Source organism: Ancylobacter polymorphus, from assembly GCF_022836935.1.
GTDB classification, from domain to species: Bacteria; Pseudomonadota; Alphaproteobacteria; order Rhizobiales; family Xanthobacteraceae; genus Ancylobacter; species Ancylobacter polymorphus_A.
Genome location: NZ_CP083239.1, coordinates 3,774,577 through 3,790,877 on the forward strand (window position 1 = coordinate 3,774,577; position 16,301 = coordinate 3,790,877).

Sequence of the window (16,301 nt, forward strand, 5' to 3'; positions counted from 1 at the left end):
AGCGGGCTCTAGCGTCGGTCAAAAGCGAGCCGCGCGGCGAGACCGAGAAAAATCAGGCCCGTGAGACGCTGAAAGCCACGGGCGAGGTGCTCGCGCGTCCGCAGCCAGCCACTGAGCCGGCCGGCGAAGCCGCCGACCAGAGCGTTCACCACCGTGCCGCCAGCATTGAACACCGTGCCCAGCAGCAGGAATTGGAGAAAGCCCGATCCGCGCGTGGGATCGACGAATTGCGGCAGGAAGGCGAGGATGAACACCGCCACCTTCGGGTTTAGCACATTCACCAGCACCGCCTCGCGAAAGGCGCGCCAGGGCGTGTGCCGGCGGCCCAGCCCCGGTTCCAGCACCAGACCCGGGCTGCGCAGCGCCTGCACCGCCAGCCAGACGAGATAGGCGACACCGGCCCAGCGCAGCAGCTCGAACGCGCCGGGATGCGCGGCAAGCAGCGCCGCAAGGCCAAGCGCGGCGGCGAACACATGGATGAAGCCGCCGGCGGCAATGCCGAAGCTGGCGGCGATGCCGGCGCGGGGGCCGGACTTCATCCCCTGGCCGAGGCAGAACAGCATGTCGTTGCCGGGGGTGAGGTTCAGCGCCAGCGCCGCCGGCACGAAGAGCAGCAGCGTTTCCAGCGAAACCGGCATGGCGCTCACCCCTCCGCCGCCTCGGGACGCGGATCGACGGCAACGATGTCCATGACCCCGCCCGGCAGCGTCACCTCGTCGCCGATCCATTTGCCGGTCAGCGCGCGGGCGACCGGCGACACCCAGCCGATGCGGCCCTGCGCCGGATCGGCTTCATCTTCGCCAACAATGCGAAAGGTGCGGCGACCGCCCTTTTCATCCTCCAGCGTCACCGCCATGCCGAAGGTGATGGCTTCACCCTCCTGGGGCGGGTCCACCGGCTCGGCATTGGCACGGCGCGCCGACCAATAGCGTAGTTCCCGCGAGGCGGCGGCGACGGCGTCGCGCTCGCCCTTGGCGCCGGCGGCAGACAGCGCCTCGCGCTGGCGGGCGATTTCGGCGTCGATCTGTGCGAGGCCCCGGCGGGTGACGAGGTTGCGATTCGGGCTGACGGGCCGTTCGGGCAGCGTATCCGCGCCGCTGTCTTCTTTCACGAAAGCGCGGCTCATCGCGCGACCTGCCTTCCCCTGCGGGGCCGCGCCGGGCCGGACCATGCCGAAAAGCCCTTGACAGCGGCCGAATACGTTGACTTTCCGAGCGTTATGCCTATGGTGCAACGCGTCGTCATACCATATCCGACTGAGGCGCTCCGCGCGACGACGATGCAACCATCCCCGGTTACGGCTCGGGGGTTCGGTGTGCGGTGCGCAGCCGCAGAATTGATCCAGATGCCTTTTAACGAACTGGGCCTGAGCGACAAGGTGCTCGCGGCCGTTGCCGATACCGGCTACACCGAGCCGACGCCGATCCAGGCGCAGGCCATTCCGCATGTGCTCGCGCGCCGCGACGTGCTGGGCCTCGCGCAGACGGGCACCGGCAAGACCGCCGCCTTCACCCTGCCGATGCTGACATTGCTGGAGCAGGGGCGCGCCCGGGCCCGCATGCCCCGCACGCTGATCCTCGAACCCACGCGCGAACTCGCGGCACAGGTCGAAGAGAACTTCACGCGCTACGGCAAGAACCACAAGCTGAACGTTGCCCTGCTGATCGGCGGCGTCTCCTTCGGCGACCAGGATGCGAAGCTGCTGCGCGGCGTCGACATCCTCATCGCCACGCCGGGCCGGCTGCTCGACCATGTGGAGCGTGGCCGACTGCTGCTCTCGGGCATCGAGATCCTCGTCATCGACGAAGCAGACCGCATGCTCGACATGGGCTTCATCCCGGACATTGAACGCGTGTGCAAGCTGGTGCCGTTCACCCGCCAGACGCTGTTCTTCTCCGCGACCATGCCGCCGGAAATCCAGCGCCTCGTCGCGCAGTTCCTGTCGAACCCGGTACAGATCGAGGCGTCGCGCCCCTCCTCCACCGCCTCGACCATCACCCAGTTGCTGGTCGCCTCACCCAAAGAGGATTTCGCCAAGCGCGAAGTGCTGCGCGGGCTGATCGACAGCGCCGAGAACCTGCAGAACGGCATCATCTTCTGCAACCGCAAGAGCGAAGTCGCCATCGTTCACAAGTCGCTGCTGCGCCATGGCTATAAGGCCGTGTGCCTGCATGGCGACATGGACCAGCGCTCGCGCATGCAGGCGCTCGACCAGTTCCGCACCGGCGAGGCCACGCTGCTGGTGGCGTCCGACGTTGCCGCACGCGGGCTCGACATTCCCGCCGTGAGCCATGTGTTCAACTACGACACGCCGCATCACGCGGAAGACTACGTGCACCGCATCGGCCGCACCGGCCGCGCCGGACGTGCGGGCGCCGCCTTCACCATCGTCACCTCCGCCGATTCCAAGTCGCTGGCGGCCATCGAGAAGCTGATCGGCCGTCCGATCGACTGGAAGGACGGCGCCGGTCTAGACACGGTGCCGGCGGTGGAGACGCGCGCACGTCCAGGCCGCGAGAAGGCGTCGGGTGACAGGACCGCGCGCGAAAAGGGCCGTGGCGGTCGCAACCGCGAGCGCGAGGATGGCGGCGAGAGCCGTGGCGCCCGTCCTGCCCGCCGCCGCGAGGCCGAGCCGGCCAGCGCGCCGGTCGAGGCTGTGGAGACGAAGGTCGCGGCTGAGGCTCCGGCCAAGCCGGCACGGCGCCGCTCTCGCGCGGCCGAGGCGGACGCCGCCCCGACCGCCGTCGCGCCTGCCGCTCCGCCCGTGGCCGCCTCGGCTCCGGCGAACGCGCCGCGCGGGCGTGGCCGCGAGAAGGCCGCCCCCGCCCCGGCGCGGGCGCCGGTCACCCCGCTCACCCATCGCCGCCCCGACCGGGCGCCGATGGACGAGCCGGCGGACACCTCGCACCTGCCGGCCTTCCTGCTGCGGCCGGTGAAGATCAAGGCCGGCTGAACGGCTCGCCCGCCTTGGGCTGCGGCAGGGCGGAACCGGCTTCCACCTGATCTGCAGCCACCACCGGCTTCGCCGCGCGCGGGCGGCGCGGCGATGACGCGGCTGGCGAAGCTGCGACTGGCTGATCAGTCGGCGTGGACGGCGTGCGGATGACTTCGCGCAGGCGCTTGATCAGGTCGCCACGCACCCCGCCTGCATCGCCCGAAGACGCCCAGCCGGAAAAACCGATCTCGACCCGGTCCAGCGCCATCTTTGCGATGGAGGCGGACGGACCCGGGGTGGCGGACACGCGCGGGTCGTTTTTCAGGAAAGCCAAGCCCTTCTCCATCAACCCCTCGATGTCGGCATCCGGCTTCAGTTCCAGCGCGAAGCTGAAGCTGCGGGCGCCATAGACCGAGCGGTTGATGATCGGCGCCCCCCACACCCGGCCGTTCGGCATCAGCACCTGCACATTGTCGCCCGCGGCGAGTTCGGTGGTGAACAGGGTAATGGCCTTCACCGTGCCGCTCTGCCCGCCGACCTCGACGGAATCGCCGACCTTGAACGGGCGGAACAGCAGCAGCATCAACCCGGCGGCGACATTGGACAGCGTGCCCTGCAAGGCGAGCCCCACCGCCAGAGAGGTGGCGCCGAGCACCGCGATCAGGCTGGTGGTCTGAATGCCGAAGCGTTGCAGCACGGCGAGCCCGACGAACACCAGCACGGTGTAGCGGGCGAGGCTTGAGAGGAAGCCGACAATGGTCGGGTCGACCCGGTGCGTGGCGTTCAGCGCCCGGGTCACCAGCCGATCCACCACGCTCGCCAGCCACCAGCCGATAATCAGCAGCGCCAGAGCATAGAGAATGTTCAGCCCGTAAAGGACGATGAGGTCGCCAAGCCCATTCAGGCCGCCATAGCTGTCGAGATCCATCGCTTGTCGCTCCGTGCGCGTCCGGGAGCCCGGCACCGCCGGGACCTTCGGCAAACACGTGCGACGCGGGCGGGTTCCCGCGGGACGCATGTTTCAGCGTCGGCGCGAGCGACGAGGGATGGCGGCAGCGCCGGCCGCGCGGGCGATGGCGAGGGCGCGATGGGCGAGCGCGGCGGCGAGTTCGCCATCGTCGAGCGCCGGCTCCGGTAGTGACCAGTAGCCGACGCTCACCCGCCTTCCATCCTTGCGCGCATAGGTGAAGGGCTCGGCGCCCGCAGAGGCGAGATCGGCGGCGAAGGCCGCGTCGGTCTTGAGATAGAGGCGCCCGTCGATGACGAGCCCGAACATCACGCCGTCTGCGTACAGCCCCTGCCCGCCGAACAGGCGGCGGGTGCGCACGGGCCCGAAGGCGGCGAAGAGATCGGCGATGTCGGCCTCATCCATCGCGCACCGCGAGGGATCAGGCGCTGGCGCCGGTGGCCTCGGGCCGTACGGGGGTGATGGCGACGGATTCGCCGCAGCCGCAGGCCGAGGTCTGGTTGGGGTTGTTGAACACGAACTGGGCAGCGAACTTGTCCGCCTTGAAGTCCATCTCGGTGCCGAGAAGATACAGGATCGCCTTGGGGTCGATCAGCACCTTCACGCCCTTGTCCTCGACCACCTCGTCGAACTTGCCCGCCTCTTCGGCGAATTCCATCGTGTATTCCATGCCGGCGCAGCCGCCATTCTTGACGCCGATACGAAGCCCGGCGACCGGCTTTTCCGAACGCGCGATCACCTGCCGCACGCGGTCGGCGGCAGCGTCGGTCAAGGTCATCACCTTGGGGCGGGGGCGGGGCTGGGTCATGTTCACTGTCTCCACATCGACGCCGGTTCAAGGCCGGCGGATCGGTCCCGCCTAATGTGGGGGATGCGTGGGGCGCCGGCAAGGGCGAAGGCGGCGGGTAGCGCCAGCGTCATCCCGGCCGAGGGCAGCGAGAGCCGGGACCGCTCTTCGTTCGGCGCGATCCCGGATCGGCCTACGGCCGTCCGGGATGACGACAGCGGACACGTCCCAGCCCTCAGTAATTCGGCCAAAGCCCGGGCGTGGCCAGTTCGACCATGTGATGGTCCGGATCGCGGAAATACAGGCTGACCCCGCCCCCCTTCCAGTTCACCCGGCCTTCCAGCTTCACGCGATGGGCGGCGAGATGCTGCTCCCAATGCGCCAGAGAACTTTCCGGGATCGCCAGCGCGTAATGCAGCGCGCCGCTGCCGTCATGCGGCGGGATGGTGCCTTCCGCCATCACCACCGGCTCCAGCGTCGCGCCGCGCAGGAACAGCAGAAGCACGCTGCCCGGCCCGGCGCGATAGGCGCAGAAGCGGTCATCGGCGACCATCGGCTCCAACCCCAGCACGCGCTCATAGAAGGCGCGGGCCCGGGCCATGTCGTCAACATAGAGCCCCGTTTCCAGCACGCCGGACAGCGGCGGCGCGACGGGGGTCTCACTCACCACAGATTCAGCGCCAGCCGCGCTTCCTCGGACATCCGACCCTGATCCCACGGCGGATCGAAGGTGAGGTTGACGGTAGCACCGGCGACACCGCCGACGCTGGCTACCGCGCCCTCCACCATGCCGGGCAGTTCGGCCGCCGAGGGGCAGTTGGGCGTGGTCAACGTCATTTCCACCGCGACCTGACGGTCGTCGGCGATGTCGACCTTGTAGATGAGGCCGAGCTCGTAGATGTCGACCGGGATTTCCGGGTCATAGACGGTCTTGAGCGCCGCGACGATGTCGTCGGTCAGGCGCTCAAGCTCCGCCTCCGGAATGGCGGCGTTCACAGCCGGGGTGTTCGGCGTGTCGGAGGTCTGGGCTTCGCTCATGCGAAAAGATCCTGAGCCTTGATGAGGGCGTCGGCGAGAATGTCGACTTCCTCATGCGTGTTGTAGAGCGCGAACGACGCCCGGCACGTCGCCGTCACACCATATCGCCCCAGAAGCGGCATCGCGCAATGGGTGCCGGCACGCACCGCCACGCCGGCGCGGTCGATCACGGTGGCGATGTCATGCGCATGCGCGCCCTTCACGTCGAAGGCGAAGATCGCGCCCTTGCCCGGCGCGTCGCCATAGACCTGCACGGAATTGATCTGCGCCAGCCGCTCGCGGGCATAGGCGCCGAGCGAGGCCTCATGCGCGGCGATGCGCTCGCGGCCGAGGCTTTCCATATAGGCCAGCGCCGCGCCGAGCCCGATCGCCTGCACGATGGGCGGCGTCCCGGCCTCGAAGCGGTGCGGGGGCTCGCCATAGGTGACGCCCTCTTCGGTGACGGTGCGGATCATCTCGCCGCCGCCCTCATAAGGCGGCATCTTCTCCAGCAGCGCCCGCTTGCCATAGAGCAGGCCGATGCCGGTCGGCCCGTAGAGCTTGTGGCCGGTGACGGCGTAGAAATCGACATCGAGGTCGACCACGTCCACCGGCATGTGCACGGCGGCCTGCGAGCCGTCGACCACCACCAAAGCGCCGGCCTCATGGGCGAGGCGGGCGATCTCCTTGATCGGCGTCACCGTGCCGAGCACGTTCGACATATGGGTGATGGCGACGATCCTGGTCCGCTCGGTGAGCAGCGCCTTGAAGGCGTCGAGGTCGAAGGCACCGTCCTCGGTCACCGGCGCCCATTTAATCACGGCGCCCTTGCGCTCGCGCAGATAGTTCCATGGCACGATGTTGGAATGGTGCTCCATGATCGAGAGCACGATCTCGTCGCCTTCGCCGATCGACTGGCCGAGCGAGGAGGCCACGAGGTTGAGCGCGCCGGTGGCGGAGCGGGTGAAGATCACCTCGTCCAGCGTCGGGGCGTTGAGGAAGGCGCGGCAGCGCTCGCGGGCTTCCTCATAGGCCTCGGTCATCGCATTGGCGAGGAAGTGCAGGCCGCGATGGACGTTGGAATATTCGTTCTCATAGGCAAAGCGCATCCGGTCCAGCACCTGCACCGGCTTCTGCGCCGAGGCGGCATTGTCGAGATAGACCAGCGGCTTGCCGTAGACCTGCTTGGACAGGATGGGGAAATCCTGCCGCACGCGGGCGACGTCGTAGGTGCCGTCGGTGACGGCGGGATGGAGGGTCATCTTCCGGCCTTTCGTTAAGGCGTCATCCCGGCCGCAGCGAAGCGCAGAGCCGGGATCGCGGGCCGAGCAATGGCCCAGTTCGGCGGACGATCCCGGATCGCGGCCATGCCGCGTCCGGGATGACGGCTTCGATCAATGCGCAACCGCGCCTCAGGCCCGCGCCGCGAGCCAGGCTTCCGCGCGTTCGACCAGCGCCTCGCGCAGGCCGTCATGCTCGACGGTCTCCACCGCCTCGCCGACAAAAGCCTGCACCAGAAGGCTCTGCGCCTCCTTCATCGGGATGCCGCGAGCGCGCAGATAGAACAGAAGTTCGTCGTCGATGGCGCCGCAGGTGGCGCCATGGCCGCACTGCACATCGTCGGCGAAGATCTCCAGTTCCGGCTTGTTGTCCATCTCTGCGTCGTCGCCGAGCACCAGCGCGCGGCTCATCATCCGCCCGTCGGTCTTCTGCGCCGCCTGACGGACGACGATCTTGCCCTGGAACACGCCACGGGAGGAATCGTCGAGCACATGCTTGAACAGTTCCCGGCTCTCGCAGCCCGGCACCTGATGGTCGACATAGAGCGTGGTGTCGGCATGCTGACGGTTCTTCAGCAGCGAGGCGCCGTTGAAGCCGACATGGCTGTTCTCGCCCGACAGCGTGGCGTAGAGCGAGGTCCGCGCCACTGCGGCGCCGAGCGAGAAGCTGAAGGTGTGAACCTTCGATTCCCGGCCGACCGCGAACAGCATCGTCGCGAGGTGGAAGGCGCCCTCGCCATCCTCCTGCAGCCGCACCACATCGAGATGCGCCTCGTCGCCGACCACGAACTCGGTGGCGGCGTTTGCCTGATAGGCAAGCCCGTCCGGCCCCTCGAAGCTCTCGGCATAGGTGAAGGCGGCGCCCTCCCCGACGACGACCAGCGAACGGGCATAGCTCGCCGCAGCCGTGGCGCCGGCGAACACATGCGCCACATGCAGCGGACGTTCGATTTTCGCCCCCGGCGCGACGGTGACCACCACACCGTCCTTGGCGAGCGCGGTGTTGAGCGCCAGCGCCGCGTCGTAGCGGCCCGGCTGGATACCGCCGAGACGGCTCAGCACCTCGTCACCCGCCGCAATGGCGGCGGACAGGGTGGTAACGGTGAGCCCGGACTCCAGATCGGCGAGGTCGGACAGTTCCGGCACCACGGCGCCATTGGCGACGACGATGCGGCGGGCTTCGACGCCGCGCAGCAGGCGCGCGCGCGCATCCGCCTCGGCCACGGCGGCCGCGCCGGCCACCGGCACCGCCTCGCGCATCAGGCTGCGAAGGTCGGTGTATTTCCATTCCTCGACCCGCCGGTGCGGCAGGCCGTTCTCCTCGAAGGCGCGGGCGGCGGCGCGGCGCAGATCGGCCAGACGGTCGCCGCCTTCCGGCACGGTGCCGAGCGAGGCGAGGATCGCCTGTTCGGCCGGCGTGCGGATCGGACGGATGTCAGCGTTCATGTCAGCCACCTCACGCCGCGTCCTGCTGGTACTCGGCATAGCCATTGGCTTCGAGTTCCAGCGCCAGCTCCTTGCCGCCGGAGCGCACGATGCGGCCCTTGTTCATCACATGCACGAAATCGGGCACGATGTGGTTGAGCAGGCGCTGATAGTGGGTGATGACGATCATCGCCCGGTCGGGCGAGCGCAGGGCGTTGACGCCGTCGGAGACGACTTTAAGCGCGTCGATGTCGAGGCCGGAATCGGTCTCGTCGAGCACGCAGATCTTCGGCTCCAGGATCGCCATCTGCAGGATCTCGGCGCGCTTCTTCTCGCCGCCGGAGAAGCCGACATTGACGCCGCGCTTCAGCATGTCCTGATTGATGCCGAGATGAGCGGCCTTGTCCTTTACCAGACGCAGGAAATCGGGCGTGGAGACCTCGGCCTCGCCGCGCTTCTTGCGCTGCGCGTTCAGCGAGGCGCGCAGGAAGGTCATGGTGGCGACGCCGGGCACTTCCACCGGATACTGGAAGGCGAGGAACACGCCCTTGGCGGCGCGCTCGTCGATTTCCATCGCCAGCAGGTCCTCGCCGTCGAGGGTGACCGAACCGTCCGTGACCTCATAATCCTCCTTGCCGGCGAGGATATAGGAGAGGGTCGACTTGCCGGAGCCGTTCGGCCCCATAATGGCGTGGACCTCGCCCGGGTTCACCTTCAGCGAGAGGCCCTTGAGGATCTCCTTGCCGTGTTCGCCGTCGATCTTGGCGTGGAGATTGTCGATGTCGAGCATAGCCATGTCATCTGTTCCGTGTCTGGGGCGCGTCGACCGGCGGCAGAGGTGAGCCGGGAGCGCGCTGAAATCTGCGAGCGATCCCGGAGCGCGGCGGCGCCGCGTCCGGGATGACGAGTACGGGGCTCTTAGCCTACCGAGCCTTCGAGGCTCACCGCGATCAGCTTCTGCGCTTCCACCGCGAATTCCATCGGCAGCTGCTGCAGCACGTCCTTGACGAAGCCGTTGACGATCAGCGCCGTCGCTTCTTCCGGATCGAGCCCGCGCTGGCGGCAGTAGAACAGCTGGTCGTCGGAGATCTTCGAGGTGGTGGCCTCGTGCTCGAACTGGGCGGAAGAGTTCTTCGACTCGATATAGGGCACGGTGTGCGCGCCGCACTTGTCGCCGATGAGCAGGCTGTCGCAATTGGTGAAGTTGCGCGCGCCGGTGGCCTTGCGGTGGGCGGTGACGAGGCCGCGATAGGTGTTGTCGGAATAGCCCGCGGCGATGCCCTTGGAGATGATGCGGCTCGACGTGTTCTTGCCGAGATGGATCATCTTGGTGCCGCTATCGACCTGCTGGCGCCCGTTGGAAATGGCGATGGAGTAGAACTCGCCCTGGGAATTGTCGCCGCGCAGGATGCAGCTCGGGTACTTCCAGGTGATGGCCGAGCCGGTTTCCACCTGCGTCCACGAGATCTTCGAGCGGTCGCCGCGGCAGTCGCCGCGCTTGGTGACGAAGTTGAAGATGCCGCCCTTGCCGTCCTTGTCGCCGGGATACCAGTTCTGCACCGTCGAGTATTTGATCTCGGCGTCGTCCAGCGCCACCAGCTCGACCACGGCGGCGTGCAGCTGGTTCTCGTCGCGCATCGGCGCGGTGCAGCCTTCGAGATAGCTCACATAGGCGCCTTCATCGGCGATGATGAGCGTGCGCTCGAACTGGCCGGTGTTGCGCTCATTGATGCGGAAATAGGTCGAGAGCTCCATCGGGCAGCGCACGCCCTTGGGCACATAGACGAACGACCCGTCGGAGAACACCGCCGAATTCAGCGTGGCGAAATAGTTGTCGGTCACCGGAACGACCGAGCCGAGATACTTCTTCACCAGCTCGGGATGCTCACGCACCGCCTCCGAGATCGGCATGAAGATGACGCCGGCCCGGGCCAGTTCCTCCTTGAAGGTGGTCGCCACCGAGACCGAATCGAACACCGCGTCGACCGCCACCTTGGTGGCGCCGCTCTCGATGCCGAGCAGCGCATCGCGCTCGCGCAGCGGGATACCGAGCTTCTCGTAGGTGGCGAGAATCTCCGGGTCGATATCGTCGATCGACAGCGCTTCCTTCGCCTTGGGCGCGGAATAGTAATAGAGGTCCTGATAATCGATGGGCGGGTAGCTCACCCGCGCCCAGTCCGGCTCGCGCATGGTCTGCCAGCGACGGAAGGCGTCGAGCCGCCATTCCAGCAGCCATTCGGGCTCGTTCTTCTTCGCCGAGATGAAGCGGACCGTATCCTCGGTCAGGCCCTTGGGGGCCTTTTCGGACTCGATCTCGGTAAAGAACCCGTACTTGTACTGATCGACATCAAGGGAGCGGACCTGGTCCACTGTCTCCTGTACGGCCGGCATCGTCTCATCTCCTCTCCCACGCGGGGTCAAGGCCCGCGGGTCAGGTCAACCATTCCGCAGGCGCTGCCGAAGCCGCTCCCGCGCCGTCTCGCCGCCCACCGGCGGCGCCTTGCTTCACGCCGCCGCGCGGCGACGCAAAAGACCGGGCAACACCCGGCGAAACACGCCGAGCGCCCGGTCGACATCCTCTTCCCCGCTCGACCAGCCGAAGGACAGGCGGAACGCGGAACGCGCAATACGCTCGGGCACGCCCATCGCCCCCAGCACATGCGAGGCCGCGACCTTGCCTGACGAGCAGGCGGCGCCGGCGCTCACCGCGAGGCCCGCGAGATCGAGGGCGATCACAGTGGTCTCGGCCGGAACGCCCGGCAGCGCGAAACAGGAGGTGTTCGGCAGCCGGTCGACATCGCCCACGAGCAGGACAAGCTCGGGAAACTCGCTCCTTAGAGCGTCTTCAAGCCGCTCGCGCAAGCCATTGATGCGCACGCCGTCGGCGTCCACAGAAGCGCCCGCGCGCTCGGCCGCCGCGCCGAAGGCGGCGATGGCGGGCACGTTCTCGCTGCCCGCCCGCCGGCCACGCTCCTGCACACCGCCGCCGATCAGCGGGGCGGGGCGCAGATCCGGGTCGGCGAGGATGAGCGCCCCCGCCCCCGGCGCGCCGCCAAGCTTGTGCGCGGACACCGACATCAGATCGACGCCGAGTGCCGACATGGAGAGCGGAATGCGCCCCGCCGCCTGCACGGCATCGGTGTGGACCAGGGCGCCCTGCTCATGGGCGCGGCGGGCGGCTTCCGCCACCGGCTGCAACACGCCCGTCTCATTATTCGCCACCATGAGCGACAGCAGCACCCGACGCCCGGCGGCGGCGTGGCGCGCCAGCGCCGCGTCGAGCCCGTCGAGCCGCAGCCTTCCACGCGCATCCACGGGCAGAACCTCGACCTGCTCCGGCGCGAAGCGATGACCGCGCAGAACGGCCGCGTGCTCCACCGCGCTCACCAGCAGCGCGTCGAAGATGAGAGGCGTGTCACCGCGCCGGTAGTCGGGCGTCAGCGCCAGTGCGTCCGCCTCCGTGCCGCTGGAGGTGAAAACCACGCCCGACGAATTCGCGCCCACCAGAGCCGCCACCCGTGCCCGCGCCGCATCCATCGTGCCGCGCGCGGCACGCCCTTCAGCATGCACGGAAGAGCCGTTGCCAGTGGCGTCGAGTGCCGCCAGCAACGCCTCCCGCGCTTCCGGGCGCACATGCGAGGTCGCGTTATGATCGAGATAGGTGCGTGCGTTCATGGGTCCGGAGGCTCGCAGTTCCTTTTCCGTCTCCTATATAGGAAGGCGCGGCGGCGTCTGCCCCTTCCCTTCGGCTAATGCTTGCAAATTCAGGCGCCGTCCGTCATAGCTGACCGTCCCGTCTTCTTCGTTGGGCTTTCGGTCGCGCGCTGGTTGACTGCGACGCAACCGCAACTTGACGTTGATGTTTAGAATTATTCTAATAAGTTAGGGCTCCCGCCCCAGGTCGTCAAGGCGCATGCGGTAAGGCGGTCTTTCGGGACGCAATCCGGTACGGGTTCAGCGGCCCACCGGACCACATTCGCCTTGCCCCGCCGCAGTCAAGGTCTCGAACTTCATGCCTGAGGTCATCTTCACCGGCGAGAAGGGGCGGCTGGAAGGCCGCTACCAGCCGGCCAAGCAGCGCCACGCGCCCATCGCCATCATCCTGCACCCGCACCCCCAGTTCGGCGGCACGATGAACAACCCGGTCGTCTATAATCTCTACTACCAGTTCGTGAACCGGGGCTTCTCGACGCTGCGCTTCAACTTCCGTGGCGTCGGCCGCTCCCAGGGCGCGTTCGACCACGGTCAGGGCGAGCTGGCGGATGCCGCCGCAGCGCTGGACTGGGCGCAGTCGATCAACCCGGATGCGCGCGCCTGCTGGATCGCCGGCTTCTCCTTCGGCGCCTGGATCGGCATGCAGCTGCTGATGCGTCGCCCGGAGGTGGAAGGCTTCATCTCCATCGCCGCGCCGGCGAATCTCTACGACTTCTCCTTCCTCGCCCCCTGCCCGTCCTCCGGCCTGTTCGTGCATGGCGACAAGGATGCGGTGGTGCCGTTCTCCGCCGTCACCGGCCTCGTGGAGAAGCTGAAGACGCAGAAGGGCATCGTCATCGATCAACAGACCGTGCCGGGCGCGAACCACTTCTTCGACGGCAAGACCGAGGAGCTGATGGAAGTCGTCGGCGCCTATCTCGACAAGCGCCTGCCCGATACCGCCAAGAAGACCAGCGCCGCCTGAGGCGTCAGTCTCGGCCCAGACACGAAAAAGCCCGGCGCAGCACGCGCCGGGCTTTTGCTTTTGCGGAAGACGGCGGGGGATCAGTTCAGCACGAGACGCGGCGGGTTGGTGACCGTGATCACGTCGCCCTCGCGGGCGATCTCGACGATGCTCGCCGCCGTGTCGACGGCACCGGGCACGGAGACGCTGACCGCCTGATCGGGCTTTAGCGTGGCGGCAACGCGGACGGGGGCGCCACCGGCGACGCTCAGCGTGGCGACGACGTGATAGCCGTCATTCTGCGGGGTGTAATACGCAACGCCATTCACATAGCCGATATTGATCGTCTGGGCGGTGGCCGGCTTCAGGCCGGCAACCTTGTCGGCGGCACGGACGGGGGCGATGACGGCGACGGCGATGAGGCCGCCGGCGACGGCAAGCGGCAGGATATCGCGGCTGAGGCTGCGCATGTCGAAGGCTCCAAAGTTTCTGTCCAGGCGTGTTGAAGAGGAAGCTGCCTGCCTGGCGAGCCGGACTTCCGGGAGCCCTCAAACTACATGGAATATTGTGCACCGCATCATCAGATTGCGCATCGCACCATTGCATTTCAGGCATACTGCGACATTCTGTGTCGCGTATTCAATTTTTCTGAATGACGCCTTCAGCTTCTCTTGACGCCGCCGCGATCGCCCGGCCGCCGGTCAGAGGCGCCGGCACGCCTGTTGTGGTGGGAAAGCTCAGTGGCAGGCCGCGCAGCGCCCGCACGGCGAGAAAGCCGAAGGCCTGCGCTTCCAGCGCATCGGTGGACCAGCCGACGGCCTCCGCGGTCAGCACGCGCAACCCGAGGCGCTTGCCGAGCATGCGCAGCAGCGTCGGGTTATGCGCCCCTCCCCCCGCCGCGATCAGGAGCTCCGGCCGGCGCGGCAGATGCGGCAGCACGGCGGCGACACAGGCGGCGCTTAGCGCCGTCAGCGTCGCGGCACCATCGGCGGTGCTCATCGCCGCAAGCCCGCCCCGCTCCGCCACCCAGACGCGGAAATCATTGCGGTCGAGCGATTTCGGCGGACGCTGCGCGAAGAAGGGATGGTCGAGCAGCTGGGCCAACGCGGCCTCGTCCACCGTGCCGGCGGCGGCCATGGCGCCGTCGCGGTCGAGCGGCGCGCCGGTGCGCGCCTGCATGAAATCATCGAGCAGCGCATTGGCTGGGCCGGTGTCGCAGGCGATCGGATCGGCATCCCCGTCGAGATAGGTGATGTTGGCGACGCCGCCGAGATTGAGCACCAGCAGAGGGCCTTTCTCCGCCAGCCCCCGCGCCAGCGCGCGGTGATAGACCGGCACCAGCGGCGCCCCCTGCCCGCCGGCCGCGACATCGGCGGCGCGCAGGTCGTAGACCAGCGTCGGCCCCGGCGCGCCGGTCATTGCGCGCACGGCCCGCGCCAGCGCCGGCCCGTCGCCGATCTGAACCGTGAGCCCGATCTCCGGCCGGTGCAGCACCGTCTGGCCGTGAAAGCCGATGGCGGCCACGTCCCGATGCTGCTTATGCGCCGCAAAAAAGGCGTCCAGCGCCTGCGCGTGCCGTGTGGTGAGGAGCGCTTCCGCCTCGGCGAGGACACCCGGGCGGGCGTCACGGTCGGTCAGCGTGCGCGCTTGCTCCAGCGCAGCAACGAACAGGGCGCGGTCTTGCGCGCTGTAGGGATAGGTCGACGCGGGACCGAAGGCGGCGACCGCCTCGCCATCGGTGTCGATCAGGGCCACGTCGACCCCATCGAGCGAGGTGCCGCTCATCAGCCCGATCGCCTTCACCGCGCGTCCTCCCGCGTCCTGCGCCCACCGTCCGGGGTGCGTTCGCGGCGGGAAGCTGATACATGACCGGCCAATCCTAACATGGCGTTGATGTCCGCAGGGCCGAGATGAGCAGCTTCAAATCCGATTTCCTCCGCACCCTCAGCGAGCGCGGCTTCATTCATCAGATCTCCGATGAACAGGGGCTCGACGCTCTCTTCGCCAAGGAAACGGTGACGGCCTATATCGGCTTCGATCCCACCGCGCCGAGCCTGCATGCGGGCGGGCTCATCCAGATCATGATGCTGCACTGGCTGCAGAAAACCGGCCACCGCGCCGTCTCGCTGATGGGCGGCGGCACCGGCATGGTGGGCGATCCGTCCTTCAAGGACGATGCCCGTCAGCTGATGACGGTTGAGACGATCGAGGCCAACATCGCCTCGATCAAGCGCGTGTTCTCCAACTACCTCACCTATGGCGAGGGCCCGACCGACGCGCTGATGATCAACAATGCCGATTGGCTGCGCGATCTCAACTATCTCGAATTCCTGCGCGATGTCGGCCGTCATTTCTCGGTCAACCGCATGCTGTCCTTCGACAGCGTGAAGACGCGGCTCGACCGCGAGCAGTCGCTGTCCTTCCTCGAATTTAACTACATGATCCTGCAGGCCTATGACTTCGTCGAACTGGCCAAGCGCTACGATGTGCGGCTGCAGATGGGCGGCTCGGATCAGTGGGGCAACATCGTCAACGGCATCGACCTCGGCCACCGCATGGGCACCAAGCAGCTCTACGCGCTGACCTCGCCGCTGCTTACCACCGCTTCCGGCGCCAAGATGGGCAAGTCGGTCAATGGCGCGGTGTGGCTGAACGCCGACATGCTCGGCCCTTACGAGTTCTGGCAGTACTGGCGCAACACCGAAGACGCGGATGTCGAGCGCTTCCTCAAGCTCTACACCACCCTGCCGATGGGCGAGATCGCCCGTCTGGCGCAGGAGGCAAAGGGCTCGGCGATCAACGAGGTGAAGAAGCTGCTCGCCACCGAGATTACCGCCCTGCTGCACGGGCGCGCGGCGGCGGACGCTGCCGCCGAAACCGCGCGCAAAACCTTCGAGGAAGGCGGCATCGCCGCCGACCTGCCGACCGTGGAAGTGCCGGCGGCGGAACTGGCGGGCGGCATCGGCGTGCTCGCCGCCTTCGCCGAGAAAACCGGTCTCGTCGCCTCCAATGGCGAGGCGAGGCGCCAGGTGAAGGGCGGCGGGCTGAAGGTGAACGACGCCACCGTCACCGACGACAAGGCGGTGCTGAGCGAGCGCGACCTCACCCCGGAGGGCGTCATCAAGCTCTCGCTTGGCAAGAAGAAGCATGTGCTGCTGAAGCCGGTTTAGGTGGCAAGGCGGACCGCGCCCGCCATCGCCTGTCATCCCGGACGGCCGGAGGCCGATCCGGGA

The 16,301-nt window shown here is 67.6% G+C and carries 17 protein-coding genes; 3 read left to right on the top strand and 14 right to left on the bottom strand.

Features of this window, described 5'->3' with window-relative positions:
* Window positions 1-8: 8 nt before the first annotated feature.
* On the bottom strand, window positions 9-638 hold the full coding sequence (locus K9D25_RS18115) for a LysE family translocator (protein ID WP_244377035.1): 630 nt from the start codon (window positions 636-638) through the stop codon (window positions 9-11).
* A gap of 5 nt (window positions 639-643) precedes the next feature.
* Entirely contained in the window at window positions 644-1,126 is a 483-nt protein-coding gene (locus tag K9D25_RS18120) for a GreA/GreB family elongation factor (protein ID WP_244377037.1), read from the bottom strand.
* 219 nt (window positions 1,127-1,345) lie between these two features.
* Between K9D25_RS18120 and K9D25_RS18125 the strand changes: the two genes are divergently transcribed.
* A complete protein-coding gene (locus K9D25_RS18125; RefSeq protein WP_244377039.1) occupies window positions 1,346-2,953 on the top strand; it encodes a DEAD/DEAH box helicase in 1,608 nt (535 codons plus the stop codon).
* On the opposite strand, the gene K9D25_RS18130 is transcribed toward K9D25_RS18125, so the two are convergent.
* From K9D25_RS18130 to K9D25_RS18175, 10 genes are all read right to left on the bottom strand, one after another.
* Window positions 2,940-3,863: a mechanosensitive ion channel family protein gene (locus K9D25_RS18130; protein ID WP_244377041.1), complete on the bottom strand. Its 924-nt coding sequence runs from the start codon at window positions 3,861-3,863 to the stop codon at window positions 2,940-2,942. The two genes, K9D25_RS18125 and K9D25_RS18130, sit on opposite strands and share 14 nt — an antisense overlap.
* Before the next feature lie 93 nt (window positions 3,864-3,956).
* Window positions 3,957-4,307, bottom strand: a complete 351-nt coding sequence (locus tag K9D25_RS18135; RefSeq protein WP_244377043.1) for a TfoX/Sxy family protein — start codon at window positions 4,305-4,307, stop codon at window positions 3,957-3,959.
* 16 nt (window positions 4,308-4,323) lie between these two features.
* Window positions 4,324-4,710, bottom strand: a complete 387-nt coding sequence (locus tag K9D25_RS18140; protein ID WP_244377045.1) for a HesB/IscA family protein — start codon at window positions 4,708-4,710, stop codon at window positions 4,324-4,326.
* Between the two features lie 214 nt (window positions 4,711-4,924).
* Window positions 4,925-5,356 (bottom strand): VOC family protein, encoded by a 432-nt coding sequence (locus K9D25_RS18145; protein WP_244377047.1) that lies wholly within the window; start codon window positions 5,354-5,356, stop codon window positions 4,925-4,927.
* Window positions 5,353-5,727, bottom strand: a complete 375-nt coding sequence (locus K9D25_RS18150) for an SUF system Fe-S cluster assembly protein (RefSeq protein WP_244377049.1) — start codon at window positions 5,725-5,727, stop codon at window positions 5,353-5,355. The genes K9D25_RS18145 and K9D25_RS18150 overlap by 4 nt, the downstream gene beginning before the upstream one ends.
* Window positions 5,724-6,968, bottom strand: a complete 1,245-nt coding sequence (locus K9D25_RS18155) for a cysteine desulfurase (RefSeq protein WP_244377051.1) — start codon at window positions 6,966-6,968, stop codon at window positions 5,724-5,726. Before K9D25_RS18155 ends, K9D25_RS18150 begins: the two co-directional genes overlap by 4 nt.
* A gap of 150 nt (window positions 6,969-7,118) precedes the next feature.
* Entirely contained in the window at window positions 7,119-8,432 is a 1,314-nt protein-coding gene (sufD, locus tag K9D25_RS18160; protein ID WP_244377053.1) for a Fe-S cluster assembly protein SufD, read from the bottom strand.
* Between the two features lie 10 nt (window positions 8,433-8,442).
* Window positions 8,443-9,207, bottom strand: a complete 765-nt coding sequence (sufC, locus tag K9D25_RS18165; RefSeq protein ID WP_244377055.1) for a Fe-S cluster assembly ATPase SufC — start codon at window positions 9,205-9,207, stop codon at window positions 8,443-8,445.
* A gap of 122 nt (window positions 9,208-9,329) precedes the next feature.
* Window positions 9,330-10,802, bottom strand: coding sequence for a Fe-S cluster assembly protein SufB (gene sufB, locus K9D25_RS18170; RefSeq protein WP_244377057.1), 1,473 nt, complete (start codon window positions 10,800-10,802; stop codon window positions 9,330-9,332).
* A 114-nt stretch (window positions 10,803-10,916) separates the two neighbouring features.
* A complete protein-coding gene (locus tag K9D25_RS18175; protein ID WP_244377059.1) occupies window positions 10,917-12,086 on the bottom strand; it encodes a cysteine desulfurase family protein in 1,170 nt (389 codons plus the stop codon).
* Between the two features lie 337 nt (window positions 12,087-12,423).
* Between K9D25_RS18175 and K9D25_RS18180 the strand changes: the two genes are divergently transcribed.
* Entirely contained in the window at window positions 12,424-13,089 is a 666-nt protein-coding gene (locus K9D25_RS18180) for an alpha/beta hydrolase (RefSeq protein WP_244377061.1), read from the top strand.
* An 80-nt stretch (window positions 13,090-13,169) separates the two neighbouring features.
* Here K9D25_RS18180 and K9D25_RS18185 read toward each other — a convergent pair whose 3' ends face one another.
* Entirely contained in the window at window positions 13,170-13,538 is a 369-nt protein-coding gene (locus tag K9D25_RS18185; RefSeq protein WP_244377063.1) for a hypothetical protein, read from the bottom strand.
* A 169-nt stretch (window positions 13,539-13,707) separates the two neighbouring features.
* Window positions 13,708-14,871, bottom strand: a complete 1,164-nt coding sequence (locus K9D25_RS18190; RefSeq protein ID WP_244377065.1) for an anhydro-N-acetylmuramic acid kinase — start codon at window positions 14,869-14,871, stop codon at window positions 13,708-13,710.
* Window positions 14,872-14,978: 107 nt separating this feature from the next.
* Between K9D25_RS18190 and tyrS the strand changes: the two genes are divergently transcribed.
* Window positions 14,979-16,238 (top strand): tyrosine--tRNA ligase, encoded by a 1,260-nt coding sequence (gene tyrS / locus K9D25_RS18195; protein WP_244377067.1) that lies wholly within the window; start codon window positions 14,979-14,981, stop codon window positions 16,236-16,238.
* Window positions 16,239-16,301: the final 63 nt, after the last annotated feature.

Bases quoted from the DNA above. Each gene is read 5' to 3' on its own strand.
- K9D25_RS18185 (WP_244377063.1), bottom strand. From the start codon at position 13,538: ATGCGCAGCCTCAGCCGCGATATCCTGCCGCTTGCCGTCGCCGGCGGC.
- K9D25_RS18125 (WP_244377039.1), top strand. From the start codon at position 1,346: ATGCCTTTTAACGAACTGGGCCTGAGCGACAAGGTGCTCGCGGCCGTT.
- K9D25_RS18150 (WP_244377049.1), bottom strand. From the start codon at position 5,727: ATGAGCGAAGCCCAGACCTCCGACACGCCGAACACCCCGGCTGTGAAC.
- tyrS (WP_244377067.1), top strand. From the start codon at position 14,979: ATGAGCAGCTTCAAATCCGATTTCCTCCGCACCCTCAGCGAGCGCGGC.
- sufB (WP_244377057.1), bottom strand. From the start codon at position 10,802: ATGCCGGCCGTACAGGAGACAGTGGACCAGGTCCGCTCCCTTGATGTC.
- K9D25_RS18175 (WP_244377059.1), bottom strand. From the start codon at position 12,086: ATGAACGCACGCACCTATCTCGATCATAACGCGACCTCGCATGTGCGC.
- K9D25_RS18140 (WP_244377045.1), bottom strand. From the start codon at position 4,710: ATGACCCAGCCCCGCCCCCGCCCCAAGGTGATGACCTTGACCGACGCT.
- sufD (WP_244377053.1), bottom strand. From the start codon at position 8,432: ATGAACGCTGACATCCGTCCGATCCGCACGCCGGCCGAACAGGCGATC.
- K9D25_RS18155 (WP_244377051.1), bottom strand. From the start codon at position 6,968: ATGACCCTCCATCCCGCCGTCACCGACGGCACCTACGACGTCGCCCGC.
- K9D25_RS18115 (WP_244377035.1), bottom strand. From the start codon at position 638: ATGCCGGTTTCGCTGGAAACGCTGCTGCTCTTCGTGCCGGCGGCGCTG.
- K9D25_RS18135 (WP_244377043.1), bottom strand. From the start codon at position 4,307: ATGGATGAGGCCGACATCGCCGATCTCTTCGCCGCCTTCGGGCCCGTG.
- sufC (WP_244377055.1), bottom strand. From the start codon at position 9,207: ATGGCTATGCTCGACATCGACAATCTCCACGCCAAGATCGACGGCGAA.
- K9D25_RS18120 (WP_244377037.1), bottom strand. From the start codon at position 1,126: ATGAGCCGCGCTTTCGTGAAAGAAGACAGCGGCGCGGATACGCTGCCC.
- K9D25_RS18180 (WP_244377061.1), top strand. From the start codon at position 12,424: ATGCCTGAGGTCATCTTCACCGGCGAGAAGGGGCGGCTGGAAGGCCGC.
- K9D25_RS18130 (WP_244377041.1), bottom strand. From the start codon at position 3,863: ATGGATCTCGACAGCTATGGCGGCCTGAATGGGCTTGGCGACCTCATC.